Genomic DNA, 23,962 nt, shown 5'->3' with positions numbered 1-23,962 from the left:
CCTCGTAACCTACGGAGTCGTAGGTGCCTCGCACGTCCCCAGGAGCATCCATGACGATCACCTCTCTCCCCCACAGCGGTTCGGAAGGCCTCACTGATGCCCGGCTGCTGTACGCACTGGAAGAGGTGGTCGAGACCGAGCTCAACCGCCATCTGCAGGTCGCCAAGGAGTGGATGCCGCACGAGTACGTGCCGTGGAGCGACGGCCGGAACTTCGACGGCCCACTGGGCGGCGAGCCCTGGGCTCTCGAGCAGTCGAAGGTCAGTGACATCGGCCGGATATCGCTGGTGGTCAATCTGCTCACCGAGGACAACCTCCCCAGCTACCACCACGAGATCGCCACCCTCTTCGGCCGGGACGGCGCCTGGGGCACCTGGGTGCACCGCTGGACCGCCGAGGAGGGCCGGCACGGGATCGTCATGCGCGACTATCTGCTGACCTCACGCGCCGTCGACCCGGTGGAGCTGGAGCGGTTCCGCATGGCCCACATGTCGGAGGGGTTCGAGTCGGACAACCGGCACAGCATGCTGCACTCCGTCGCGTACGTCGCCTTCCAGGAGCTGGCCACCCGCATATCGCACCGGAACACCGGTCACCACTCGGGCGACCCGGTGTGCGACCGGATGCTCGCCCGGATCGCCACCGACGAGAACCTCCACATGGTCTTCTACCGGAATCTGCTGGCGAAGGCCTTCGAGCTCGCCCCCGACCAGACCATGGCCGCGGTCCGGGACGTCGTCGTGAACTTCCGGATGCCCGGCCACGGCATGCCCGGCTTCGAACGCGCCGCCGCCCAGATGGCCATCGGCGGCATCTACAACCTGCGGATCCACCACGACGACGTGCTGCAGCCGGTACTGCGCTTCCTGAAGGTGCTGGAGATCACCGGGCTGGGGCCGGAGGGTCTGAAGGCTCAGGAGGAACTCGGCCTGTTCATGGACGGACTCGACGCCCAGGCGCGGAAGTTCGACGAGCGTCGGGCCGCACTGCTGGCGCGCCGCGCGGCGCGGTCGGGGTCCGCCTCCTGACGGCACGCAGACCGGAGGACGCCGCCGACGAGGACCTTCTCAGAGCCCCTCGCGCCACAGCCAGATGCGCCGGGCCGCCCGGCGGTCCCCTTTCTGTTCCTGGATGTTCTTGCCGTCCGGAGACAACGCCTCTGCGCTGCGGTCCCTCTTGGAACAGGGGGACATCCAACGACACGAGGGGCACACGGTGCGTAGGAGCACACGTACACAAATGCCGGGGCGGTCCGTCATCGCCATCGCGCTGGCGGGAGCGGCGATCGTCTCCGTCACACCGACGTTCGCGGCCGAGCCGCTGGCGGCGGACCTCCGGGCCGATGTCGACCGGGACGGGCTGGTCGACACCGACGGGTCGTCCGACACCGCGGGCGAGGACACCTGGACCCCCCAGCGGGGGGCGGTGTTCCTGCCCAACATCGACGACGACACCAAGCGCTGCCGGGTCACCGGGCCCGGCGGGAAGCCGCTCAGCGACGCGAAGCTGGCGGCGTGCAAGGACGCGGCCGACACCACAGTGAACGGGCCTGCCGACGCCGCCGATCTCGCCCGGCTGCGCACCGTGCCGATGCGGAACGTGCCCGACGGCGCGACCGGCACGGCCGCGGTCACCGGCCCCGGAGCCAAGTACACCCGGCTGTTCGTCAAACGCTCATCGGGCTCCTGGAGCGCGGTGACCTCGCGGACGCGGCTGACCGCCGCCGAGCTCCGCGGCGGTGTCGAACTCGGCATCGAGGGCACGGACGTGGTGCGGGACACCCGGGTCTGGGACGGCCGCGCCGCGGTCCGCCTGAAGGTGACCGCGGGCGGGAGCAGCACGAGCGACAGCGTCACCCTCAGGGTCGCCCCGCTGTTGACCCACCATCATCTCCAGAATGCCCAACGGGTGATGGTCACCCGCGTCCGCGGCACGGATGCCTACTCCCGCACACAGCAGGCGTTCGTCCGGAAGCTGGCCGACGAGGTGAAGCGGGCCGGTATCACCGACCCGCTCGTGACGTTCACCAAGTACCAGGACATCTGGGCGCAGGACTTCGTCGAGCCGGCGTACGTCAGCATGGCCGGCCCGGGCGGGCAGCCGCACGCGATGCGCGTGATGCTGCGCTCGGCTCAGCCGTGGCGCAAGGCGGGCCGGGAGCTGTTCGAGAAGGTGCGCGGCCGGGACATCGGCGTGGTGCAGGTCTCCGGTGTCCGCGACACCGAAGAGGGGACGCTCAACTCCATGGGGAACCTGGAGACCATACCCCCGTACGAGCACGGGGGCCGCTCATTCCCCGCCGGACGGATCATCATGGGCCAGCGCAAGGACAGCGGTTCCAAGCCCGCAGCCGCGATGCGCACGTTGCTGAGCGCTCAAGGGATGCAGAATCCGCTGCTGCTGGACACCTCCTGGCTGCATGTGGGGCATGTGGACGAATTCGTGCAGTTCCTGCCGGCCGACACCGCACGCGGCTGGCGGATCGGCGTCGCCGACCCCGACGCGGGAATGCGGCTGCTGCGGGACGCGCAGCGGGCCGGACACGGTGGAACGCGGATGTTCTCCGTGCCGGCGGCCCACGGCACACCCGCCCCGAAGGAGACCATCGGCCAGGCACTGGCCTCGAAGAAACTGCTGTCGGACAACAAGCTGGCCGCGGAGCGGATCGCCGCCAACCTTAAGTTGATCAAGCGCGAGACGGGGGTCACGGACGCCGAGATCGTACGGGTCCCCGCGCTCTACACCCGTGGGAGCGAGAACCCCGAGCGGGGTGATGTCATGCCGCGGCTGCGGCGGATGGGCTCCCCCGTCACTCCGCCCGACGCCGTCGGTGACTTCGGCCAGCAGCGCATCCTCCGCAAGGGCGGCTCAGCGTCCGGTGAGCGGGCCCGGCAGACGACGATGACCAGTGCGTACATACCGGGAGCGGTCAACGGCGTGCTGCTCGGCCGGGACCGCTATCTGGCGCCCAAGCAGTGGGGTCCGGTGATCGGCGGCAAGGACATCTTCACGGAGGCGGTCACGGCGGCGTACGCCCGTGCCGGGATCCGGGTGTCGTACCTCGACGACTGGTACACCTACCACCTCGGGATGGGTGAGGTGCACTGCGGCACCAACACCCTGCGGGACGTCACCGCGCCGTGGTGGAAGCGGTAGCGGACGTCGTCGGTCGCGGTCACGCGAACCACCGCTGCGGTGTGGGTGCGGTGTTGCGCCAGATGTGTTTGGGCTCCTGATACTCCGCCAGTCCCGCCGGCCCCAGCTCGCGGCCGACGCCGGACTGTTTCATCCCGCCCCACTCCGCCTGCGGAACGTACGGGTGGAAGTCGTTGATCCAGACGGTGCCGGCGCGCAGCCGGGAGGCCACCCGCCGCGCCCGGCCTTCGTCCGTGGTCCACACGCCGCCGGCCAGTCCGTACACGGTGTCGTTGGCGAGCAGAACGGCCTCCTCCTCGTCGCGGAACTGCTCCACCGTCAGGACCGGGCCGAAGGACTCGTCGCGCACCACGGACATCCCGGGCGTGCAGTCGTCCAGCACGGTCGGCAGGTAGTAGTAGCCGTTCTGCAAGGCCGGGTCGTCGGGGCGTCTGCCGCCGCAGCGCAGCACCGCGCCCTCGTCCAGGCCCGCCGCCACATACGCCTCGACCTTGGCGCGGTGTGCGGCGGAGATCAGCGGACCCGTGCGGGCGTGCTCGTCGAAGGGGCCGCCGAGCCGGATCTCGCGGGCGCGGTGGACGAGTTCGTCGACGAACCGGTCGTGCAGCTCGGCCTGCACCAGCAGCCGGGCCCCGGCCGAACACACCTGCCCGGAGTGCAGGAACACGGCGGTGAGCGCGTGGTCCACGGCAGCGTCGAAGGCGGCGTCGGTGAAGACGATGTTCGGGTTCTTGCCGCCCAGCTCGAGGGCGATCTTCTTCACGGTGGGTGCCGCGGCCGCCATGATGTGCCGCCCGGTGGCCAGTCCGCCGGTGAAGGAGACCATGTCCACCCGCTCGTCGACGGTGAGCGGCACGCCCACGACGGGCCCGGCGCCGAGCACCAGATTGGCCGCCCCGTCGGGCAGCCCGGCCTCGGCCAGCAGGCGCATCAGCCCGATGGCCGTGTGCGGGGTGAGCTCGCTCGGCTTGAGTACGAAGGTGTTGCCCGCGGCCAGCGCGGGGGCGACCTTCCAGGCGGTCTGCAGCAGCGGATAGTTCCAGGGCGTGATCAGCGTGCACACGCCGACGGGCTCGTGGACGACCCGGCTGTCGATGTCGGGGTCGCCGGTGTCGACGACCCTCTCGGTGCCACCGGCTGCGACCAGGTTGCCGAAGTAGCGGAAGCAGTTCGCGATGTCGTCGAGGTCGTGTTCACTCTCGACGAGCCGTTTACCGGTGTCGAGGGACTCGGCGCGGGCGAGGGCGGTCTGGTCGCGTTCGAGGAGGTCGGCGACGCGGAGCAGCAGCCGACCGCGCTCGGCGGCGGGGGTACGGGGCCAGGGGCCGCTGTCGAACGCCGCACGGGCGGCCTCGATCGCCGCGGCGGCGTCCTTCGGGCCGGCCTCGTCGACGGTGGCGACCAGCGTGCCGTCGGCGGGACAGTGGATCTCGCGGGTCTGTCCGTCGACCGCGGAAGCCCAGCGGCCTTCGATGAAGAGCTCCGGCATGGGGTCCTCCCGGGGGGTGCACGGTGCTCGGGGCCGTGGGCAGCACAGAAATTCTATGTGAGGGTCGTCACACCCGCGCGCCGCTGTTGATGCGACGTTCATGATTCGTTGATCGGCGGCGGGCACCGTGGCCGTCATGCTGATCGATTTCACCGGCCCGGCCGGGCGCGTGTCCGGCCGGGGAGAGCCCGAGCCGTCGCAGGACCTCGCATGGCGGGAGCGGGCGCTGTGCGCACAGACCGGGCCCGAGCTCTTCTTCCCGGAGGCAGGGGGTTCGGTCCGGGAGGCCAAGCAGATCTGCCGGGCGTGCGAGGAGCGCGCGGAGTGCCTGGAGTATGCGTTGGCGAACGATGAGCGGTTCGGCGTCTGGGGCGGGCTGTCGGAGAAGGAGCGACGCAGGCTGAGGCGGCGTGACTGAGGGCCGCTGTGGTGGCGCTGTCGTCCGGCGGCGGGGAGCTGACGCGAAAAGGATTTGGCGGGATCGCCCGGAGCGCGTAAGGTTCCCTTCACCGACGCGGGGTGGAGCAGCTCGGTAGCTCGCTGGGCTCATAACCCAGAGGTCGCAGGTTCAAATCCTGTCCCCGCTACTCAGACGGCAGGCCCGGTGCACATGCACCGGGCCTGCTGCCTTGGGGGCGGGCGCCCACCGCGCGAACGGGGCGGCCGGTCAGCTCTTGCACACCGCGACATTGTCGGCCGCACCGGGGACGGCTGCGCGGCGCACGGCGTCGAGATTGTTCGCGTAGGCCGCCAGGGTCGCGTCATCGTTGATCTTCATCAGGGCCTCGTCGTTCGCCCGCAGGCCCCGCGTCGAGTAGTTCGGGCTGCCGGTCCACAAGACCTTGTCCGGTCGGCCCGCGTACCAGCCGTCGATGAGCAGGTACTTGGAGTGGACCACCCTCCGGGGCGTGGACCCGTTGCCGTCGTGGTCGTGGTCGTAGCACCGCATGTCCGGGCCCCCGGTGAAGTGCAGCGCGCGCCAGGTCCCGGCGTCGGTGTTGCTGTAGACGATGTCCACCGAGCAGCCGGCTCGACGCAGTGCCGCGAACTTGTCGGCCACGGCCTGCCGGGTCAGCGTGAACATCGCGAGACGAATCCTCGTCCGATGCGTGCCGGCGCTGTCGGACCAGGAGCAGCGGACGTTGTCGAGAACGCCCACGATGGTGTCGCTCGCCTTGCTGTTGCCCGCCCGGGGGAAGAAGTAGGCCTTGTGCGTGCCGGCGCTCGTACTCGAGTAGGTCCAGCTCGACCACTTCTTCGCGGCCAGTTTCCGGAAGTACGTCACATAGGCGTCGTGGAGCGTGCTGTTCTCGGACACGGTGGTCGCACTGTTCCAGTACTTGTCGTAGCTGGAGGGCGTGAGATTGGACGAGGTCTGCACGACGACGTCCCGCAGCGTGCCGACGCCCACACTCGAGAACAGGACGAACTTGTTGTGGCTCACCGAGCTTCCTCTGGCCGGGTCCCCCAGGCATGACTTGCCCTTCGGGCAGAGCGTCACGAAGGAGCTCCGAGAGGTGTCCGTTCCGAGGGACGCCTTGAGTGTGGCGTACGTGTCGTCCGCGACCGGATTGCTCGCGGACCCCTCGTCCAGGACGACCTGGACGTTGACCGCTCGCACCGGGTCGTCATGAGCCTCGGTCAGCGCCCTGGCGACGGTGGCGCTCCACAGTTGGTACATGGAGAGCCTGATCGTGGACTTCGGATCCGCTTTCTTGATCAGGCCGACCACGTGGTCACGGATGGCTGTCCGCTCCGAACCCACGCTGCTCAGCGGGTTGTTGAAGACCGAGCTGCTCGAGACGGCCGCCGCTTGCGGCGGATTCACCAGTAGCAGTCCGGCCCCGACGAGGCCGGCGATGACGGTGGACAGGAACCTGACGAGCACGGCGGGCACGGCCCGCTCCAACACGCGGCGCACGGTCACCTCCCGGGATGGTGTCCCCCCTGTGGGTTGGCTCGACGCACCTGGTGAGGCGCGTTTCGAACGAACCGCAGGCCGCGCAGGAGCCCGGTCGGGGCGAGGCCCGATCGGGCTCCTGGCGATTCGCTGCGGGCGGCCCGATCAGCGCGCGTACAACTGCCTGCTCGGGACGATCTGCTGGGACTGGCTCGGGCTGGACCACAGCAGCTTCATATGGGCCTCGCCGGTCCGCTCGGTGTGCTCGACCTTGATGGTGTGCCGCTGCCCCGCGCGGAGTTGGACGTCCCCCTTGTCGACGCCCGGAGCGTGCGGGTTCGCGTGGTCGATGACGAGTCTGTCGTCGATCCACACGCGCACCGTCTCGTCGGAGACGGCGGTGAGGGTGTACGTCTCGCTGAAGCGCGGCTCGATCGACCCGGTCCAGCGCGTGCTGAAGTGATCTGCCGGGACCTTGAGGTCGGGCGAACCGTCGAAGCGGTAGGACTTGTTCACCGTCGGGTCGATACGCGTCACGGCCGGAGGGCCGCTGAAGTTCTCATTGGTCCAGGTCTCGGCCTTGAGTCCGCTGCCCTTGCCGGCCAGCGCGGGTGCGGGCGGCTCGATGGCCAGCCGGATCACGGTCGCCTTGGGGTCGATGGCCGCTCCGGACGGTGTGAGGTCGAAGCCGTCCCCCGCCGGGACGACCTTCACCTGCTGGGAACTGCCCAGCAGCCGGGCCGACTTGACCGTGAACGGGACCTTGGCCGTGAGGTGCAGGGACCGGCCGGACTCGGGCCAGGAGGTGACGGCGGCGTACAGGTCGTTGCCCCTACGGGAGACCGTGCCCCAGTCCGGGTCCGCGACGAGCCCGGTGTATCCGGCCCCGTACACGGCGCGGCCCTGGCCGTGCGCCCTGAGCCACTGTCCGGTCTCCCGCAACCGCTCCACGGATGGCTGGGGGATCCGGCCCAGCTTGTCCGGACCCACGTTGAGCAGGTAGTTGCCGCCGAGCCGGGAGGTGTTGAGGAGATTGCGGACGATCGTCTCGGCGGACTTCCAGTTGGTGTCGTACTTCGCGAAACCCCAGTGACCGTTCAACGTCATACAGCTCTCCCACAGCTGGCCGTCCACCGGCGCCGTGGGGATCTTCTGCTCGGGGGTGCCGAAGTCGCCGTTGACGACGACGGGTTGTCTGTTGATCCTGCCGAACCGGTTGTTGGTCATCAGGTCGGGATCGAGGCGTTGTATGTACGCCTGTAGTTCGGCGCCGTCCTGGAGGGTCCAGGGGTTGGTGGGCCGGTCCGTCGTCCAGTCGCCGTCGAACCAGAGCAGCGCCGGGTCGTAGGCGTCGACCAGTTCCTTCAGCTGGGCGTACATGCGCTTCTTGTAGCGGGGCAGGGTCGCGGGATCCGGGAAGTCGGGATCGTGCCAGTCCCAGATCGAGTAGTAGAGGCCGAGCTTGATGCCCGCGTCGTCGGCGGCCTTCTTGAGTTCGGCCAGGATGTCGCGGCGCCGGTCGAACGAGGAGTGGTCACGCAGGTTCCATCTGTTCTGCTTCGTCGGCCACATCGCATAGCCGTCGTGGTGCTTGGCGGTGATGACGATATAGCGCTGCCCGGCGTCCTTGGCCGCCTTGACGACGGCGTCGGCGTCGAAGGCCGAGGGATTGAACTCGGCGGCGAGCTTCTCGTACGCGTCGTCGGGAATGGCGCACTGACGCTTGATCCACTCGGCGTCGCGGCAGACCGTCCCGTCGGGGCGGGTGTACTCGCCCTCCAACTGCGAGTACGCGCCGAAGTGGATGAACATCCCGAACCGGTCCTGGCGCCACGAGTTGGTGCGCTCGGCGGTGAAGGGGTCGTCCACCGCATGGTTGGTTCCGGGGCCCTCCGCGCCCGGGGCCGGGTCAGCGGCCGCGGAGGGACCGGCGACCACGAGCGGGACGACCCCCAGGAGCAGGGCCAGTCTGGTGCGGAGGCGCATCGTGCACTCCTTCGGGATGGTCGGGGCATGGACATGCCTCGTGTGTGATGCCTCGTGTGCCGTCCCGCATGGTGCAGGCGATGCCTCCCTTCGGGAAGCCCTCCCGCACCACAAACATCCGATGGAATCGCGCAACTTACCGGCAATCAGGCCTGGTTCGGGCCACGTTCCACGCCTTTTGCATTGATTCCTCGGACCTTAAAGCCCGTCAGTCACCTGTTGACGGGCGGGCGTCCGGCGCCCGCTCAGTCATCGTCGTCATCCTCGTGGTCGGGCCGGGAGGACGCCGATTCGAGGGCCTTACGGGTACTCGGCCCGTAGACGCCGGGAGGGTCGTCCTTGATACCTGCCCTGCGCTGGAACCTGCGAACCCGCCTCGTGACGTCCTCGTCGTACACGCCGTCCGCGGGGCTCATCCACAACCGTTTCTGCAACTCGACCACTTCGGGCCCGTGGTCGCCCTCCTTGAGTACGGGCGGCACCGCCTCGCCACCGCCGACCGATCCGCCGGAGGACACGTTGCCGGTCTCCCCGCCGTCCGTCGGGTTCCCGCCTCCCGCCGGAGGTTTCGGTTCCTTCGACGCCCCGCCGCCGCCGGCGCCGCCCGTGTCCTTGTCCGTCTCGGCGCTGCTGCTCGCGGTCGCCGCGGACGCAGTGGGTGTCCCGGCATCGGCGGATCCGGAGGGGGTGCCGGTCTCCTCGACATCGAGCGAGGTGTCGTTGGTGGCCACCTGAGTGGGATTGCGCGGCGTGCTCTCGTCGCCGGACCTGGTGTCGTCGTCGCTCAGTCCGGTCGTGAGCAGGAAGACTCCTAAGACGGCGAACGCGACGGCAGAGGCCGTCATCGCGGCCTTGCGCCGACCCCGGCCGCGGGGGCCTTCGTCGCCGCCCGGCTCCACGACCGTCTCCGCAGCCCATGCCGGTTCCGGCTCGGCTTCGGTCTTCCGTGCCGTTCCGCCATCGCGCCGGGCCCCGGAGAGCGATGGAGAGGTCCTGCGAACCGATCTCTCCGGCATCGTCCGTGGCCGAAAGGGATCAAAGGCCGCCGCTACCGCCTCTTCCGCGGTCCGCGGCGCACACTCGCACCCCCGGTGAGCGGTCGCCCCACACATGGAGCACTTCTTTGCCGCCACCGCGGTCCTCCTCAGGGGAAATTGCTCCTTGGTCGGCCACAGATTATGGGGAAGAAAGAGCCCGCTTACAAGCGCATGAAGCATGGGTGTACAGGTTCGGCACGCATTTCACGAAGCGCGGAGATGTCGGTTTTCTGGCTGCCGGTGTCGATATTCGACCGTCGCCGAATTTCAGCAACAAGGTTGTTTAAATTCCCGCACTCCGGCATCTCGATGTGCGCCCTCGATCGCCTCTCGGTTCCGCTCGCTCCGACGTACTGGGCGCGCGGTGAGCCTGACCCGGGCGCGTCGGGGAACCCGGTACGCCTGCGGTCGACGGCGCCCTGAACAGCGAGGAGGCCCGATGCGTACCAGCGCGGAGAACCATCACCGGGGCCGACGGGACCCGCGGCCCGACCCTGCCCGTACGAGCCCGTCACCGGCCTCACCGTGGCGACCGCCGCCAGCCCGCTCCTCGTCGCTGGAGGAGCCCATCGACGTTCTCGACGCTCCGCCGACGGCCCGTACGGCGGTGGCATGGATCCCGCCCCCGGAACTGTGGCCGCCGATCCAGGACATCCGCCGGGAGTACGACCCGCAGATCCACCGCTGGCCGCCGCACGTCAATCTGCTCTTCGGCTTCGTGCCGGAGTCCGACTTCGAGCAGGCGGCCCCGCTGCTCGCCGCGGCGGCGACCGAGACGACGGCCTCCACCGTCCGGCTGGCAGGGCTGCGCACCTTCCGGCACCCGAACTACGTCACCGTATGGCTCGACCCGGCGGCGGCCGGCAAGGCACCGTGGACGGACCTGCACCGCGCTCTGCAGCGGCGGTTCCCGCGCTGCAACGGGCGCGCCAAGGGCTTCACCCCGCATCTGTCCCTGGGCCGGACCCGGGATCCGCGGCGGGTCACCGCCGACTGCGCCGCCCGGCTCGACGCCATGACGGCGACGGTCGGGGAGTTCGTCCTGCTCTCGCGCCGGGCCGACGAGCCGATGCGGCCACGGGCCACGGTCGCTCTGGGCACGGGCGAAGTCCACTGGCTGTCCCGGCCCGGCCCCTGGCGCACCGCCCCCGGAAGGAGCGGCTCGGGATCCCCGGGCGGCTCGTACGTCCGCCATGCGTTACTCGACCACCTCACGGTGAATGGGACTCCGACTCTTCACGTTCTGAAAAACCCCTGGTCGGTATCCGGGCCAACGCTTCTCCACGGAGATCGCCGGAGATAATCACCTCGATTCCCCCCGGCGTGGCCGGCAGAGCAATTCCTCTCCGAGTTCCGGTACGCGCCTGGGGCCGCCGCGTCTGCTCGCTGATCCACGCCCCACCGCAGGCGAAGCCGTAGGACTCCGGCGTGGCAGCGATGAGTTTTCCGGGTCGGCCGGGTCTGATCAGGTGTACGCACACGCGGCGCCGGCCGCATGTCGACACCGCCATCACCTTGGAGGGAGAAGACAATGAGCAAGCTGGTCGTATCGACGTTCGTGTCCCTGGACGGCATCATGCAGGCCCCCGGCGGCCCGAACGAGGACCTCGAGGGCGGCTTCGAGCACGGCGGCTGGTCGGTCCCGTACTTCGACGAGGACCTGGGCCGCATCATGGTCGAGCAGTTCGCCGGGATGGAATCCCTGCTGCTGGGGCGCAAGACCTACGAGATCTTCGCCGCCCACTGGCCGCACATCACCGACGAGAAGGACCCGGTGGCCACCAAGCTCAACGCCATGCCCAAGTACGTGGCATCACGGACCCTGGACAAGGTGGAGTGGCACAACTCGCACCTGCTCCAGCGCGATTCCCAGGGGGACGTGGCCGAAGCCGTCGCCCAGCTCAAACAGCGCTCCACCGGCGAGATCAACGTCCAGGGCAGCAGCGACCTCATCAAGACCCTGCAGCGGCACGATCTGGTCGACGAGTACCGGCTGCTGATCGAACCGGTGGTTCTCGGCACCGGCAAGCGGCTCTTCGCCGACGGGACCGCACCCGCCGCGATGAGGCTCACCAGCACCCGGCCGAGCAGCACCGGGGTCGTGTACTGCACCTACGAGCGGGTGGGCAAGCCCAGTTACGGCACCTTCGATCTGGAGAACTACCCCGAGAAGGCACGAGAGGTGAAGATCGTCGACGAGACGGCATCGGACTAGAACTCGCGGTCGCCCACGCGCGGGTCGCGGGCGACCGCACCTCGGCACGGGCGTCCCCGGACCCGGGATGGGCACGGCTTCGATGCGGTCCGCAGGAGGCCGTGGTGGCCCCGTACCCGCGCGTGAGCGGGGCACGGGGCCGTGCACCGGAAGCTGTGTCATCGTCAGGACGTGAGTACCGGCTCCTTCATGGGGACCTCCGGCGCATCCGCCACGTCCGCACCCCGCTCGTCCGTATCACCCGCGGCAGCGCCCTCGACGTGCTGCTTCGGGCGGACCGGCAGCGCGAACATCGCCAGGAAGATCACGGCCAGGAATCCCGCCACCCACCACAACGAGTGCTGGAAGGCGTCGGTGAACGCCCGGCCCACCGCACTGGGTACCAGCCGGTCCTCCTCGATCGTGCCGAAGAAGACGACCGAGACCAGCGCCAGGCCCAGCGCGTTGCCCATCTGCTGCGTGGTGTTGATCAGGCCGGATGCCGAACCGGCGTGTTCCCGCGGCACCTCCGACAGCACCGCGTCCGTCAGCGGCGCCACGATCAGGCCCATGCCCACGCCCATGACCACCAGCGGCAGGGCCATCTGCCAGGACGCGATGGACGTCCCGTACCGCCCGGCCTCCCAGATGTAGAGCAGCAGACCGCACCCCATCGTCAACGCGCCCGCCTGCAGCACCTTCCGCCCGAAGCGCGGCACCAACTTCTGTACGGACACGCCGGCCGCCGTCGACACCGCCAGCGAGAACGGGATCCCCGTGCCGCCGGCGCGCAGCGCGCTCCAGCCCAGGCCGACCTGCATGTACAGCGTCCAGACCAGGAAGAAGATGCCGCACACGACCCCGAAGGTGAGCTGCACCGCGATGCCCGCCGCGAAGCTCTTGACCCGGAACAGGGACAGCTCGACCAGCGGCGAACCGTCCTTCCGCGTCTTGTACTTCTCGTACGCCACGAAGACCGCGAAGACCACGAGCCCGCCCGCCATCAGGACGTACCCCCACAGCGGCCAATCCAGCTCGTACCCGCGGGTGAGCGGGTAGATCACCATCAGCAGGCCGAGCGTGACCAGGACGACGCCGACAAGGTCGAGCCGCAGGGCCCGCGGCGTCTTGGACTCGGCGATGAACGTCACGCCCAGCAGCAGGCCTGCGAGGCCGACAGGCAGGTTGATCAGGAAGATCGGCCGCCACTCGAGGCCGAAGAGGTTCCACTGGGTGAGCAGTGCGCCCAGCATCGGCCCGGACACCGCGCCGAGCCCGACGACCGCGCCGAACAGTCCGAAGACCTTGCCGCGTTCGTGCGCCGGGAACGTGGCGTGCACGATGGCGAGGACCTGCGGCACCATCAGGGAGGCCGCCGCGCCCTGCAGGACGCGGGACGCGACGAGCATCTCGGGGTTGGCGGCGAAGCCGCAGAGGGCGGAGGCGAGCGTGAAGCCGCCGATGCCGATCAGGAAGAGCCGCTTGCGGCCGTGGATGTCGCCGAGCCGGCCGCCAGTGATCAGGCCGGCGGCAAACGCGAGGGCGTACCCGGCCGTGATCCACTGGATCTCGCTGAACGAGGCGCCGGTGTCCTTCTGGATGCTCGGGATCGCGATGTTGACGATGGTCACGTCGACGAGGTCCATGAACGCCGCGGTCATCACGATCGCGAGCGCGAACCACCGCCGCCGGTCCGTCCCGGCCTGCTGCCGCTGAAGGGATGGTGAAGTCATGCCCGGAACGGTAGAGGCAATGTAGGACAGATCATGTCCTACTCGGATGCCATTCTGGACTCCCTGACGGACACTCCGGCACGGCTGCTGACCCTGCTCTCGCTCCTCCAGACGCCGCGTGAATGGTCCGGCAGCGAACTGTCGCTACGTCTCGGCGTCAGTCGCCGTACCATCCGCCGGGATGTCGACCGGCTGCGCGAGCTGGGCTACCCGGTGCAGGCCACGATGGGCGCGGAGGGCGGATACCGCCTGGTCGCGGGCAAGGCCATGCCGCCGCTGGTGCTCGACGACGAGGAAGCGGTGGCCATTGCGGTCGACCTGCGCGCGGGCGCGGGCCACGCGATCGAGGGCGTGGAAGAGGCGTCCGTACGGGCGCTGACCAAGCTGGAACACGTGCTGCCGTCCCGACTGCGGCGCCGGGTCGCCACACTCCAGGCCGCGACGATCCCGCTGACGTGGACGGGGGACGGCGCGATTGTCGACCCGCACACGCTGACGGTGATCGCGGCCGCGGTCACCGGGCAGGAACGGCTGCGGTTCGGCTACCGCTCGGGGGAGGGCGCGGAGAGCCGACGGCAGGTCGAGCCGTACCGGCTGGTGTCGACGGGTCGCCGCTGGTACCTCGTCGCATACGACCTCGACCGGGCCGACTGGCGTACGTTCCGGGTCGACCGGGTCACCGATCCGCTCCCGACCGGGGCCAGGTTCGCGCCACGGGAGCTGCCGGCGGGGGACGCCGCGAAGTTCCTTGCCCGGTCCATGTCCCGGCAGCAGCCGGAGCTCGGCCTAGACGTGACGTTCGAGGCGCCCGCCGCCTTCGTGGCGGCCCGGCTGCCGGCCTCACTGGGAACGCCGGAGCCGCTGGGGGACCACCAGTGCCGGGTACGGGCCACCGTGTCGGACTCCCTGGAATGGCTCGGGCTCCGACTCGCCCTGGTGGACTGCGAGTTCCGGATCCACGAGCCGTCATCCCTGGCGGAGTACCTCCACCGCCTCGCCGCCCGCCTGACCCGCGCGTCCGCGCCATCCGGCGCCGTCAGCGAAGCCGACGGGAGGCGCTGAAACGACAGGCGCCCGCCTCGGCCAAACGGACGAGGCGGGCGCCTGTCATGCATGCCCTCGAAGCAGGTTCTGTGTGTCCGAGGGGGGACTTGAACCCCCACGCCCGATAAAGGGCACTAGCACCTCAAGCTAGCGCGTCTGCCATTCCGCCACCCGGACGAGGTGGACCGCGGTCTCCCGCGGCGACATCCACCACGATACCAGGGGTTCGCCGGGCCTTTCACCTGCGTATCCCCCCGGGATGCGGACCGATCGTGCACATCCTGACACATACAGTAAGGAGCTGCCGGGCCCTGGCGGTCTCATCGCGGGCGCGCCCTCTCCCCGCCGTCCACCATGACGGACCCGCCGACCGGGATTCCCCCGCTGACGCGACCGGCACGGCATCGGCCGGCCTGCGGCCCCCCGGGCGCTACGCCGCCGCCGGCATGAGGTGGTAGTCGGGGAAGTTGCCGGGTGGCCGCTCGCCCGCCGGGCCCTGGGTCACCGCGCGTACGAGCAGCTCGCCGCCCACGAAGGCGCCCCGCCAGGACGCTCCGAAGCCGCCGAAGAGCTCGTCCCGGTCGCCGCGCGAGCGCGGCTTGCCCAGACCCACCTTGAAGGCGCGCACCTCCGAGGCGAGACGCCGCGCGGTCTGCTCGCTGTCGCAGGAGAGGGTCGCAACCAGCGCGCCGTTGCTGGCGTTCATCGCCGCCAGCAGCTCCGCCTCGGTGTCCACCAGGACGATGGTGTCGACCGGGCCGAAGGGCTCGGCGTGGTGCAGGGGCGAGCTGGGCGGCGGGCCCAGGAGCGTGACCGGCGGGAGGTACGCCGAGGTGTCCTGGCCCGGGAGGAGGCGGGCGTCGGCCAGGCTGCCACGGTGCAGCGGCACGGCTCCCCGGTCGATGGCCTCGGCGACCTGGTCGCCCAGCTCCTTCGCCTTGGCGGCATTGATGAGCGGGCCGAAGTCCAGCTCGGGCAGCGGATCGTCCGGGGAGGCGACGGCGAGCGGGTGGCCCAGGCGTACGGAACGTACGGCGGGAAGATAGGCCGCCAGGAAGGCGTCGAAGAGCGAGCGCTGGACGACGAAACGCGGATATGCCGTACAGCGCTGCTTGCCGTAGTCGAAGAGCTTGGGGATCACGGCTGCGAGCGCACCCCAGTCGCTGTACTCCCAGATCCCCCAGCAGTTGAGCCCCTCCTGCTCCAGAATGTGCCGCTTGCCGAGGTCCGCGACGGCGGTGGCCACCCGCCCGCCGGTGTCCCGGCCGCCGACGAACGACACGCAGCCGATCTCGGGTGAGCGGACCAGCGCCTCCGACAGCTCGCCGCCGCTGCCGCTGACCAAGGTGACGGGGACACCCTCGCGGTGGATGAGGGCACAGGCGAGGGTGAGGCACGCCGAGCCGCCGTCTGTCGGCGTCTTGGCGATGACCGCGTCTCCGGCGAGGGCCTGGACGAGCATGGCGTGGACGAGCACGCTCATCGGATAGTTCCAGCTCGCGATGTTGCTGACCGGCCCGTCGAGCGGGGCGCGGTCGCCGAGCATGGACTCGATGTGGTCGAGGTACCACCGCACTCCGTCGATGGCCCGGTCGACGTCGGCCTCGGCGAGCCGCCAGGGCTTGCCGATCTCCCATACGAGGAGGAGGGCGAGGAGCTCGCGGTGCTCGGTGAGGGCGTCGAGGGCAGCGGCGATACGGGCCCGGCGCTCCGCGAGCGGTACGTGCCGCCAGGCCCGGTGCTGGTCGAGGGAGGCGCGTACAGCCTGCTGGGCGGTGGCGGCGTCGAGCCGGGGCGGCCCGGCGATGGGGGTGCCATCGACAGGAGTGACGGCAGGCAGCGGGCGGCCGTCGGCCTTCCAGCCGGCGCCCCAGAGATTGAGCACGCGGTCGTCCCGGAAAGCCTCGGGGGCGGCTGCGAGGCAGCGCTGCCAGGCCTCGGACCAGGCTGTTCCGGGCTTGAGGGTGAGGGTGGTTGCCATCGATGTCTCCGCTCTCGTTGCACAGACGGGGCGGGCGAGTGACGCGGCACCGGTCACGGCTCGGACTCCGCGCCAACTATGAGTGAGCTCACTCGAGCGGCGATCCGATTTCGCACGAGCGCCGCGGTCTCCGAGGGCGTCCTGCCCACGGGCACGCCGGCGGCCTCGAGGGCGGCCTTCTTCGCCCGGGCGGTGCCGGATGAGCCGGAGACGATGGCGCCGGCGTGCCCCATGGTTCTGCCCTCGGGTGCGGTGAAGCCCGCCACATAGCCGACGACCGGCTTGGTGACGTGCTCGGCGATGTACGCAGCGGCCCGCTCCTCCGCATCCCCGCCGATCTCGCCGATGAGCACGATCAACTCGGTGTCCGGGTCTGCCTCGAAGGCGGCGAGAGAGTCGATGTGGCCGGTGCCGGTCACCGGGTCGCCGCCGATGCCGACGCAGGTCGAGAAGCCGATGTCCCGGAGCTCGTACATGAGTTGGTACGTGAGCGTCCCGGACTTGGAGACGAGCCCGATCCGGCCCGGGTCGGGTGCGATGTCGGCAGGGATGATGCCGGCGTTGGACTGGCCGGGGGTGATCAGGCCGGGACAGTTGGGGCCGATGACCCGGGTGCCGCGCGCCCGGGCGTACGCCTGGAAGGCGACCGCGTCGTGGACTGGGATGCCTTCGGTGATGACGACGGCGAGAGCCAGCCCTGCGTCTGCTGCCTCGATGACCGCGGACTTGGCGAAGGGCGGGGGGACGAAGACGACGCTCACGTCCGCGCCGGTCTGGTCGAGCGCGTCCCCCATGGAGCCGAACACCGGAATGCGGTGGTCGTCGAAGGCAACGGTCCGGCCGGCCTTGCGCGGGTTGACCCCGCCGACGATCCGGGTGCCGGCGGCGAGCATCCGGGCGGTGTGCTTGCGTCCCTCGGCGCCGGTCATGCCCTGGACGACGACCTTGCTGTCCCTGGTGAGGAAGATGGCCACGGTGTCCGCCTCCTAGCGGGCTGGTGCGGTTGCCAGTTCGGCCGCGCGGCGGGCCGCGCCGTCCATGGTGGTGACCTGCTGTACGAGGGGGTGGGCGAGCTCGTCGAGGATCGCGCGGCCGCGGGCCGCGCTGTTGCCGTCCAGCCTGACGACGAGGGGCCGGGTGAGCCGGACCGAGTCCAGCGCGCGGACGATGCCGTCCGCGACGGCGTCGCAGGCGGTGATGCCGCCGAAGACGTTCACGAGGACCGACTGCACCGCCGGATCGGCGAGGATCACGGCCAGCCCGTCGGCCATCACCCGGGCCGATGCGCCGCCGCCGATGTCGAGGAAGTTGGCGGGCTGCGCACCGCTGCCCGCCACGACATCGAGGGTGGACATGACCAGCCCCGCGCCGTTTCCGATGACGCCGACCTCGCCCGCGAGCTTGACGTAGTTGAGGCCCTTCGCAGCGGCCTCTGCCTCCAGCGGGTGCAGGCCGTCGTGGTCCGGCTCCTCGCCCCAGCGGCTCTGCCGGAAGCGGGCGTTGTCGTCGAGGGTCACCTTGCCGTCCAGCGCCACGAGGGCGCCCTCGGGCGTCCGTGCCAGCGGATTGACCTCGACGAGGAGGGCGTCCTCCGCCACGAGGACGGTCCACAGTGCCTGCAGGATCGGTACGGTCCCGTCAGGCAGGCCCGCGGCCCGGGCGATCTCCACAGCCTTGGCCTCCGTCACGCCCTCGTCCGGGTCGATGCCGATCCGGGTCACGGCTTCGGGCCGGGCCGCCGCGACCTCCTCGATCTCCATGCCGCCCGCCGCGGAGGCGATCGCGAGGAAGCGCCCGGCGCCCCGGTCGAGGACGTAGGAGACGTAGAACTCCTGCTCCGCGTCGACCGGCCGGGCCAGCATCACCCGCCGGACCATGTGCCCCTTGATGTCCATCCCCAGCATCTGGCGTGCCGTCAGCTCGGCCGCGGCCGGGTCGGCGGCGGGCTTGACCCCACCTGCCTTGCCGCGCCCGCCCGTCCTCACCTGTGCCTTGACGACCACGCGCCCGCCGAGCCTCGTCGCTGCCGCGCGGGCCTCGCGTGCCGTGGCGACGACCTCGGCGTCCGGCACCGGGACGCCGTAACGGCCGAGGAGTTCCCTGGCTTGATATTCGAACAGGTCCATGCCCGCTCCTCAGATCGCAGCGCCGGTACAAGCCGTGTCGCACACCCCTGGACATCGCCCCGCCGATGCGGGATAACAAGCTTCATACAGTATTCGTCGACTGTATGCAATGTACCGCTCCAGGCGGTCGGAGACCGACGAAGGGACGAGCATGGCCATGCCCGACGACAGCAACGACCTCATATCCGGCGGGCACTTGGTCGCCAAGGCACTCAAGGCGGAGGGCGTCAACGTCATCTACACCCTCTGCGGCGGCCACATCATCGACATCTACGACGGCTGCGTCGACGAGGGGATCGAAGTCGTCGACGTACGTCACGAACAGGTCGCCGCCCATGCCGCCGACGGCTACGCACGGATCACCGGCAAGCCCGGCTGTGCGGTCGTCACTGCGGGCCCCGGCACGACCGACGCCGTCACCGGCGTCGCGAACGCCTTCCGCGCCGAGAGCCCGATGCTGCTCATCGGCGGACAAGGGGCGCACACCCAGCACAAGATGGGGTCCCTCCAGGACCTGCCGCACGTCGACATGATGGCGCCCATCACGAAGTTCGCCGCCACCGTGCCCGACACCGCTCGCACCGCCGACATGGTCTCCATGGCCTTCCGCGAGTGCTACCACGGCGCCCCCGGCCCGTCGTTCCTCGAGATCCCGCGCGATGTGCTGGACGCCAAGGTGCCGGTGGCGAAAGCCCGCGTCCCGAAGGCCGGTCACTACCGGGCCTCGACCCGTACGGCCGGGGACCCGGAGGCGGTCCAGAAGCTGGCCGAGCTGCTCGTGCGAGCCGAGAAGCCCGCGATCCTGCTCGGCAGCCAGGTGTGGACGTGCCGGGCCACGGACGCGGCCATCGACCTCGTACGTTCCCTCAACGTGCCCGCATACATGAACGGCGCGGGCCGCGGCACCCTGCCGCCCGGCGATCCGCACCACTTCCAGCTCTCGCGCCGCTACGCCTTCGCGAACGCCGACCTGATCGTCATCGTCGGAACGCCCTTCGACTTCCGGATGGGCTACGGCAAGCGGCTGTCCCCCGCCGCGACCGTCGTCCAGATCGACCTCGACTACCGGACCGTCGGCAAGAACCGCGACATCGACCTCGGGATCGTCGGCGACGCCGGACTGATCCTGAAGGCCGTGGCCGAGGCCGCCTCCGGTCACGTCTTCCATGGGCACGGCAACGGCAGGGCGGGCAAGCGCAAGGAGTGGCTGGACGAGCTGCGCGCCGCCGAGCAGACCGCCATCGAGAAGCGGCTGCCGCAGCTGAGGTCCGATGCCTCGCCCATCCACCCGTACCGGCTCGTCAGTGAGATCAACGACTTCCTCACCGAGGACTCGGTCTACATCGGCGACGGCGGCGACATCGTCACCTTCTCCGGCCAGGTCGTCCAGCCCAGGACTCCCGGTCACTGGATGGACCCGGGCCCGCTCGGCACCCTCGGCGTCGGCATCCCCTTCGTCCTGGCCGCCAAGCAGGCACGCCCGGACAAGGAGGTCGTGGCCCTCTTCGGCGACGGCGCCTTCTCCCTCACGGGCTGGGACTTCGAGACCCTCGTCCGCTACGACCTGCCGTTCGTCGGAATCATCGGCAACAACTCCTCGATGAACCAGATCCGTTACGGCCAGGCGCAGAAGTACGGCCTGCAGCGCGAGCGGGTCGGCAACACCCTCGGCGACGTGCCGTACGACCAGTTCGCCCGGATGCTCGGCGGTCACGGCGAAGAGGTCCGCGACCCGGCCGACATCGGCCCAGCGCTGCGCCGCGCCCGCGAGTCCGGCAAGCCGTCGCTGATCAACGTCTGGGTCGACCCGGACGCGTACGCCCCCGGAACCATGAACCAGACGATGTACAAGTGAGGTGACTCCCGTGTCGAAGGCACTCGACGGAGTACGCATCCTCGACATGACGCATGTGCAGTCCGGGCCGTCCGCCACCCAGCTGCTCGCCTGGCTCGGCGCGGACGTCGTCAAACTCGAGGCTCCCACCGGCGACATCACGCGCCGGCAGCTGCGCGACATCCCGGACGTCGACAGCCTCTACTTCACGATGCTCAACTGCAACAAGCGGAGCATCACCCTCAACGCCAAGACCGAGCGCGGCAAGGAGATCCTGACCGAGCTGATCCGCCGCTCCGATGTGCTGGTGGAGAACTTCGGGCCGGGCGCCGTCGACCGGATGGGCTTCGCCTGGGACCGCATCCGGGAGATCAACCCGCGGATCGTCTACGCCTCGATCAAGGGCTTCGGCGAGGGTCCGTACACGAAGTTCAAGGCGTACGAGGTGGTGGCCCAGGCCATGGGCGGATCCATGGCCACGACCGGCTTCGAGGACGGGCCGCCGCTGGCGACCGGGGCGCAGATCGGCGACTCGGGCACCGGAGTGCACGCCGTCGCCGCCATCCTCGCCGCGCTCTACCAGCGCACTCGCACCGGGCGCGGCCAGCGCGTCAACGTCGCGATGCAGCACGCGGTCCTCAACCTCTGCCGCGTCAAACTCCGCGACCAGCAGCGGCTGGCGCACGGGCCGCTCGCCGAGTACCCGAACGAGGACTTCGGCGACGAGGTGCCGCGCTCCGGCAACGCCTCGGGCGGCGGGCAGCCCGGCTGGGCGGTCACGTGCGCGCCCGGCGGCCCCAACGACTACGTCTACGTCATCGTGCAGCCCGTCGGCTGGCGCCCGCTCGCCGAGCTGATCGGCCGGCCCGAGCTGGCCGACGACCCCGAGTGGTCCACGCCCGAGGCGCGGCTGCCGAAGCTCGGCAAGATGTTCCAGCTCATCGAGGAGTGGAGCAGCACCCTGCCCAAGTGGCAGGTGCTGGAGGCCCTCAACGCCCACGACATTCCGTGCGGCCCGATCCTCTCCACCAAAGAGATCATCGAGGACGCGTCCCTGGTCGCGAACGAGCTGGTCGTCGAGGTCGAGCACCCCGAGCGCGGGGCCTTCACCACCGTGGGCTCTCCACTGAAGCTCTCCGACTCCCCGGTCGAGATCACCGGCTCGCCGCTGCTGGGCGAACACAACGAAGAGGTGTACATCGGCGAGCTCGGGCTCGGCGACGAGGAAGTACGGCTGCTCAAGGCGAACGGAGTCATCTGATGCCCTATGACAAGGCGGCCGTACGGGCCGTTCTCGACGCCGCGCGCTCCGAGGGGCGTACCGCGCTCACCGCCCCCGAGGGCAAACTCATCACGGATGCGTACGGCATCCCCACGCCCGCCGAGGGCCTGGCGACGACAGCCGACGAGGCCGTCGCCCTCGCCGACCGGATCGGCTTCCCCGTCGCCATGAAGATCGTCTCTCCGGAGATCCTGCACAAGACCGACGCGGGCGGTGTGCGGATCGGAGTGGCCTCGGCGGCGGAGGTGCGCACGGCGTTCGCCGCGATCGTGGCGGGTGCGCGGGCGTACGACGCGAACGCCCGGATCAGCGGTGTGCAGGTGCAGCAGTTGGTGCCGGCCGGGGGCCGGGAAGTCATCGTCGGCGCCGTCACCGACCCGACCTTCGGCAAGGTCGTCGCCTTCGGGCTCGGCGGGATCCTGGTGGAGGTGCTGAAGGACATCACCTTCCGGCTCGCCCCGGCGACCCGCGACGACGCGCTGTCGATGCTCGACTCGATCCGCGCCGCCGAGGTGCTGCACGGGGTGCGGGGCGGGGGTGCGGTGGACCGGGAGGCGCTGGCCGGTCTGGTCGTACGGGTCTCCGACCTGGCCGCCGACTTCCCCGAGATCGCCGAGGTGGACCTGAATCCGGTCTTCGCCACGGCCGACGGGGCGATCGCGGCGGACGTACGGATACTCCTGACGTACAGCCCCGCACCCGAGCGCCGCCGGCACTCGCGCGAGGAGATCCTGTGTGCGATGCGCCGGCTGATGGAGCCACGCTCGGTCACGGTCATCGGAGCCTCCAACGAGACCGGGAAGATCGGCAATTCGGTGATGCGGAACCTCATCGACGGCGGCTTCCCCGGTGAGATTCACCCGGTGAACCCCAAGGCCGATGACATTCTGGGCCGCAAGGCGTACAAGACAGTGATGGATGTGCCGGGCGAGGTCGACGTGGCGGTCTTCGCCATCCCCGCGAAGTTCGTGCCCGCCGCTCTGGAGGAGGTCGGCCGCCGGGGCATCCCGAACGCCGTGCTCATCCCGTCCGGCTTCGCCGAAACCGGTGAACACGAGCTCCAGCAGCGGATCGTGGACATCGCGGAGCGGCACGGGGTACGGATGCTGGGGCCCAACATCTACGGCTACTACTCGCCGTGGCAGGACCTCTGCGCCACCTTCTGCACCCCCTACGACGTGAAGGGCCCGGTCGCCCTCACCTCCCAGTCGGGTGGCATCGGCATGGCGATTCTCGGCTTCGCCCGGACCACCGGCACCGGTGTCTCGGCGATCGTGGGGCTCGGCAACAAGTCGGACGTCGACGAGGACGATCTGCTCACCTACTTCGGCGAGGACCCGCACACCCGCTGCATCGCCATGCACCTGGAAGACCTCAAGGACGGGCGGGCGTTCGTGGCGGCGGCTCGGGAGACCGTGCCGAAGAAGCCCGTGGTGGTGCTGAAGGCGGGCCGTACGGCGGCGGGCGCGAAGGCCGCGGGATCGCACACGGGTGCGCTTGCGGGCGACGACGCCGTGTACGACGACATCCTGAGGCAGGCCGGGGTCATCAGGGCGCCCGGTCTCTGCGAGATGCTGGAGTACGCGCGGGCACTGCCCGTACTGCCCGCCCCGCAGGGCGACAACATCGTGATCATCACCGGAGCCGGCGGATCCGGAGTGCTGCTGTCCGACGCGATCGTCGACAACGGACTGTCCCTGATGGAGATTCCGCCCGACCTGGACGAGTCGTTCCGACAGCACATCCCGCCATTCGGCGCGGCGGGCAACCCGGTGGACATCACCGGCGGCGAGCCGCCGTCGACGTACGAGGCGACGATCAGGCTGGGGCTCGAGGATCCGCGCATCCACGCGCTGGTGCTCGGCTACTGGCACACGATCGTCACACCGCCGATGGTGTTCGCGGAGCTGACGGCGCGCATCGTCGAGGAGTTCCGGGCCCGGGGCATCGAGAAGCCGGTCGTGGCCTCGCTGGCGGGCGACACCGAGGTCGAGCGGGCGTCGGCGTACCTCTTCGAGCGCGGCGTCGTGGCCTACCCGTACACCACCGAGAAGCCGGTCGCGGTGCTCGGCGCCAAGTACCGCTGGGCGCGGGCCGCGGGACTGCTGGCTCCACCACCACGCTTCAGGCCGCAGCTGACGTAGCCGCATGGGCGAGTCCCAGAAGCGAAGAGAACCGGACAGGGGGCGCTGGCCAGGCT

The 23,962-nt window shown here is 70.0% G+C and carries 17 protein-coding genes and 2 tRNA genes; 10 read left to right on the top strand and 9 right to left on the bottom strand.

Annotated elements, in window-relative coordinates:
- Nucleotides 1-50: 50 nt before the first annotated feature.
- Both ACTWQI_RS14975 and ACTWQI_RS14970 read left to right on the top strand, forming a co-directional pair.
- Nucleotides 51-1,028, top strand: coding sequence for an acyl-ACP desaturase (locus ACTWQI_RS14975; protein ID WP_443270650.1), 978 nt, complete (start codon nucleotides 51-53; stop codon nucleotides 1,026-1,028).
- Between the two features lie 211 nt (nucleotides 1,029-1,239).
- Nucleotides 1,240-3,156, top strand: coding sequence for a protein-arginine deiminase domain-containing protein (locus ACTWQI_RS14970; RefSeq protein ID WP_443270648.1), 1,917 nt, complete (start codon nucleotides 1,240-1,242; stop codon nucleotides 3,154-3,156).
- 19 nt (nucleotides 3,157-3,175) lie between these two features.
- Here ACTWQI_RS14970 and ACTWQI_RS14965 read toward each other — a convergent pair whose 3' ends face one another.
- Nucleotides 3,176-4,645, bottom strand: a complete 1,470-nt coding sequence (locus tag ACTWQI_RS14965; protein ID WP_443270647.1) for an aldehyde dehydrogenase family protein — start codon at nucleotides 4,643-4,645, stop codon at nucleotides 3,176-3,178.
- 136 nt (nucleotides 4,646-4,781) lie between these two features.
- Between ACTWQI_RS14965 and ACTWQI_RS14960 the strand changes: the two genes are divergently transcribed.
- Together ACTWQI_RS14960 and ACTWQI_RS14955 are read left to right on the top strand one after the other, a co-directional pair.
- Nucleotides 4,782-5,063 carry a WhiB family transcriptional regulator gene (locus tag ACTWQI_RS14960; RefSeq protein WP_443270646.1) on the top strand — a complete coding sequence of 94 codons (282 nt, stop codon included), beginning with the start codon at nucleotides 4,782-4,784 and terminating at the stop codon, nucleotides 5,061-5,063.
- A 95-nt stretch (nucleotides 5,064-5,158) separates the two neighbouring features.
- Nucleotides 5,159-5,232, top strand: a tRNA-Met gene (locus ACTWQI_RS14955).
- An 80-nt stretch (nucleotides 5,233-5,312) separates the two neighbouring features.
- Here ACTWQI_RS14955 and ACTWQI_RS14950 read toward each other — a convergent pair.
- The 3 genes from ACTWQI_RS14950 to ACTWQI_RS14940 form a co-directional block, all read right to left on the bottom strand.
- Nucleotides 5,313-6,572, bottom strand: coding sequence for a phospholipase D-like domain-containing protein (locus tag ACTWQI_RS14950; protein WP_443270644.1), 1,260 nt, complete (start codon nucleotides 6,570-6,572; stop codon nucleotides 5,313-5,315).
- Nucleotides 6,573-6,710: 138 nt separating this feature from the next.
- Complete coding sequence (locus tag ACTWQI_RS14945; protein WP_443270642.1) at nucleotides 6,711-8,531, bottom strand: alpha-L-fucosidase; 1,821 nt, start codon at nucleotides 8,529-8,531, stop codon at nucleotides 6,711-6,713.
- Between the two features lie 245 nt (nucleotides 8,532-8,776).
- Nucleotides 8,777-9,430 carry a peptidoglycan-binding domain-containing protein gene (locus ACTWQI_RS14940; RefSeq protein WP_443270641.1) on the bottom strand — a complete coding sequence of 218 codons (654 nt, stop codon included), beginning with the start codon at nucleotides 9,428-9,430 and terminating at the stop codon, nucleotides 8,777-8,779.
- Nucleotides 9,431-10,007: 577 nt separating this feature from the next.
- Here ACTWQI_RS14940 and ACTWQI_RS14935 point away from each other — a divergent pair.
- Both ACTWQI_RS14935 and ACTWQI_RS14930 read left to right on the top strand, forming a co-directional pair.
- Entirely contained in the window at nucleotides 10,008-10,871 is an 864-nt protein-coding gene (locus ACTWQI_RS14935) for a 2'-5' RNA ligase family protein (protein ID WP_443270640.1), read from the top strand.
- A gap of 228 nt (nucleotides 10,872-11,099) precedes the next feature.
- Complete coding sequence (locus ACTWQI_RS14930) at nucleotides 11,100-11,783, top strand: dihydrofolate reductase family protein (protein ID WP_443270639.1); 684 nt, start codon at nucleotides 11,100-11,102, stop codon at nucleotides 11,781-11,783.
- A 164-nt stretch (nucleotides 11,784-11,947) separates the two neighbouring features.
- Here ACTWQI_RS14930 and ACTWQI_RS14925 read toward each other — a convergent pair whose 3' ends face one another.
- Nucleotides 11,948-13,495: an MFS transporter gene (locus tag ACTWQI_RS14925; RefSeq protein ID WP_443270638.1), complete on the bottom strand. Its 1,548-nt coding sequence runs from the start codon at nucleotides 13,493-13,495 to the stop codon at nucleotides 11,948-11,950.
- A 33-nt stretch (nucleotides 13,496-13,528) separates the two neighbouring features.
- Here ACTWQI_RS14925 and ACTWQI_RS14920 point away from each other — a divergent pair, with 33 nt between their 5' ends.
- Nucleotides 13,529-14,557: a helix-turn-helix transcriptional regulator gene (locus ACTWQI_RS14920; protein ID WP_443270636.1), complete on the top strand. Its 1,029-nt coding sequence runs from the start codon at nucleotides 13,529-13,531 to the stop codon at nucleotides 14,555-14,557.
- Between the two features lie 74 nt (nucleotides 14,558-14,631).
- Here ACTWQI_RS14920 and ACTWQI_RS14915 read toward each other — a convergent pair.
- From ACTWQI_RS14915 to sucC, 4 genes are all read right to left on the bottom strand, one after another.
- Nucleotides 14,632-14,716: transfer RNA gene (locus ACTWQI_RS14915), tRNA-Leu, on the bottom strand.
- 253 nt (nucleotides 14,717-14,969) lie between these two features.
- Nucleotides 14,970-16,520 (bottom strand): aldehyde dehydrogenase family protein, encoded by a 1,551-nt coding sequence (locus tag ACTWQI_RS14910; RefSeq protein ID WP_443270635.1) that lies wholly within the window; start codon nucleotides 16,518-16,520, stop codon nucleotides 14,970-14,972.
- A 53-nt stretch (nucleotides 16,521-16,573) separates the two neighbouring features.
- On the bottom strand, nucleotides 16,574-17,494 hold the full coding sequence (sucD, locus tag ACTWQI_RS14905; protein WP_443270633.1) for a succinate--CoA ligase subunit alpha: 921 nt from the start codon (nucleotides 17,492-17,494) through the stop codon (nucleotides 16,574-16,576).
- Nucleotides 17,495-17,506: 12 nt separating this feature from the next.
- Nucleotides 17,507-18,646: an ADP-forming succinate--CoA ligase subunit beta gene (gene sucC, locus ACTWQI_RS14900; protein ID WP_443270632.1), complete on the bottom strand. Its 1,140-nt coding sequence runs from the start codon at nucleotides 18,644-18,646 to the stop codon at nucleotides 17,507-17,509.
- Nucleotides 18,647-18,803: 157 nt separating this feature from the next.
- On the opposite strand from sucC, the gene ACTWQI_RS14895 reads away from it, so the two are divergent.
- From ACTWQI_RS14895 to ACTWQI_RS14885, 3 genes are read left to right on the top strand one after another with little or no spacing between them, the layout of a single operon-like run.
- The gene (locus ACTWQI_RS14895) at nucleotides 18,804-20,501 is read left to right on the top strand and encodes a thiamine pyrophosphate-binding protein (RefSeq protein ID WP_443270743.1); all 1,698 of its coding nucleotides are present in this window, start codon (nucleotides 18,804-18,806) and stop codon (nucleotides 20,499-20,501) included.
- 10 nt (nucleotides 20,502-20,511) lie between these two features.
- Nucleotides 20,512-21,741 (top strand): formyl-CoA transferase, encoded by a 1,230-nt coding sequence (gene frc, locus ACTWQI_RS14890; protein WP_443270630.1) that lies wholly within the window; start codon nucleotides 20,512-20,514, stop codon nucleotides 21,739-21,741.
- Nucleotides 21,741-23,906: an acetate--CoA ligase family protein gene (locus tag ACTWQI_RS14885; protein ID WP_443270629.1), complete on the top strand. Its 2,166-nt coding sequence runs from the start codon at nucleotides 21,741-21,743 to the stop codon at nucleotides 23,904-23,906. The genes frc and ACTWQI_RS14885 overlap by 1 nt, the downstream gene beginning before the upstream one ends.
- The last annotated feature ends 56 nt before the right edge of the window (nucleotides 23,907-23,962 follow it).

The organism is Streptomyces sp. KR80 (assembly GCF_052245555.1).
Classification (GTDB): Bacteria; Actinomycetota; Actinomycetes; order Streptomycetales; family Streptomycetaceae; genus Streptomyces.
The sequence above is the reverse complement of the archived record's forward strand: the minus strand, read 5'-3'. Positions and strand labels throughout refer to the sequence as shown.

Bases quoted from the DNA above. Each gene is read 5' to 3' on its own strand.
- ACTWQI_RS14975 (WP_443270650.1), top strand. From the start codon at position 51: ATGACGATCACCTCTCTCCCCCACAGCGGTTCGGAAGGCCTCACTGAT.
- ACTWQI_RS14970 (WP_443270648.1), top strand. From the start codon at position 1,240: ATGCCGGGGCGGTCCGTCATCGCCATCGCGCTGGCGGGAGCGGCGATC.
- ACTWQI_RS14965 (WP_443270647.1), bottom strand. From the start codon at position 4,645: ATGCCGGAGCTCTTCATCGAAGGCCGCTGGGCTTCCGCGGTCGACGGA.
- ACTWQI_RS14960 (WP_443270646.1), top strand. From the start codon at position 4,782: ATGCTGATCGATTTCACCGGCCCGGCCGGGCGCGTGTCCGGCCGGGGA.
- ACTWQI_RS14945 (WP_443270642.1), bottom strand. From the start codon at position 8,531: ATGCGCCTCCGCACCAGACTGGCCCTGCTCCTGGGGGTCGTCCCGCTC.
- ACTWQI_RS14935 (WP_443270640.1), top strand. From the start codon at position 10,008: ATGCGTACCAGCGCGGAGAACCATCACCGGGGCCGACGGGACCCGCGG.
- ACTWQI_RS14930 (WP_443270639.1), top strand. From the start codon at position 11,100: ATGAGCAAGCTGGTCGTATCGACGTTCGTGTCCCTGGACGGCATCATG.
- ACTWQI_RS14925 (WP_443270638.1), bottom strand. From the start codon at position 13,495: ATGACTTCACCATCCCTTCAGCGGCAGCAGGCCGGGACGGACCGGCGG.
- ACTWQI_RS14920 (WP_443270636.1), top strand. From the start codon at position 13,529: ATGTCCTACTCGGATGCCATTCTGGACTCCCTGACGGACACTCCGGCA.
- ACTWQI_RS14910 (WP_443270635.1), bottom strand. From the start codon at position 16,520: ATGGCAACCACCCTCACCCTCAAGCCCGGAACAGCCTGGTCCGAGGCC.
- sucC (WP_443270632.1), bottom strand. From the start codon at position 18,646: ATGGACCTGTTCGAATATCAAGCCAGGGAACTCCTCGGCCGTTACGGC.
- ACTWQI_RS14895 (WP_443270743.1), top strand. From the start codon at position 18,804: ATGCCCGACGACAGCAACGACCTCATATCCGGCGGGCACTTGGTCGCC.
- ACTWQI_RS14885 (WP_443270629.1), top strand. From the start codon at position 21,741: ATGCCCTATGACAAGGCGGCCGTACGGGCCGTTCTCGACGCCGCGCGC.